The organism is Paracoccus sp. SSJ (genome assembly GCF_030234105.1).
Lineage (GTDB): Bacteria > Pseudomonadota > Alphaproteobacteria > Rhodobacterales > Rhodobacteraceae > Paracoccus > Paracoccus denitrificans.
Genome location: NZ_JASSPE010000075.1, coordinates 1 through 612, shown reverse-complemented (window position 1 = coordinate 612; position 612 = coordinate 1). Strand labels below are relative to the sequence as shown.

The 612-nt window shown below is 62.9% G+C and carries 1 protein-coding gene; it reads left to right on the top strand.

Annotated elements, in window-relative coordinates:
* Positions 1-582, top strand: a 582-nt coding sequence (locus QPR87_RS23565; protein WP_285051575.1) for an ABC transporter permease, incomplete at its 5' end; no start/stop codon positions are given.
* Positions 583-612: the final 30 nt, after the last annotated feature.

Here is a 612-nt window from a genome sequence, read left to right as displayed (position 1 = left end):
TTCTATGCCACCGGCTACCTGCCCTTTGCCATGTTCAGCGGCCTGGCCAACAAGACGGCCGCCTCGATCCGCTATTCGCGGCCCTTCCTGGCCTATCCCAGCGTGACCTTCGTCGATGCGCTGATCGCGCGGGTGGTGCTGAACGTGCTGACCAATGTCGCGGTGATCGCCATCGTGATCGGCGGCATCTTCGTGATCTACCAGCTGCCGGGGCCGGTGGACATGGCCTCGGTCTTCGAGGCGCTGCTGCTGGTGGCGCTTCTGGGCAGCGGGGTGGGGGTGCTGAACTGCTACCTGATGACCGCCTTTCCGATCTGGGAGCATATCTGGCACATCCTGACCCGGCCGCTGTTCCTGGTCTCGGGCATCTTCTTCCTTTACGACCTGATGCCGGCCAAGGCGCAGGACCTGCTGTGGTACAACCCCCTGATCCATTGCGTCGGGCTGATGCGCCGCGGCTTCTATCCCACCTACGAGGCCAGCTATCTCAGCCGCGCATTCGTGGTCGGCGTCGCCCTGACCCTGCTGCTCGCCGGCCTGGCACTGCTCGAAAGAAACCACCGAAAACTCCTCGAACGCTAAAGCAGAAAATCCGACGCAAAAAGCAGGGCG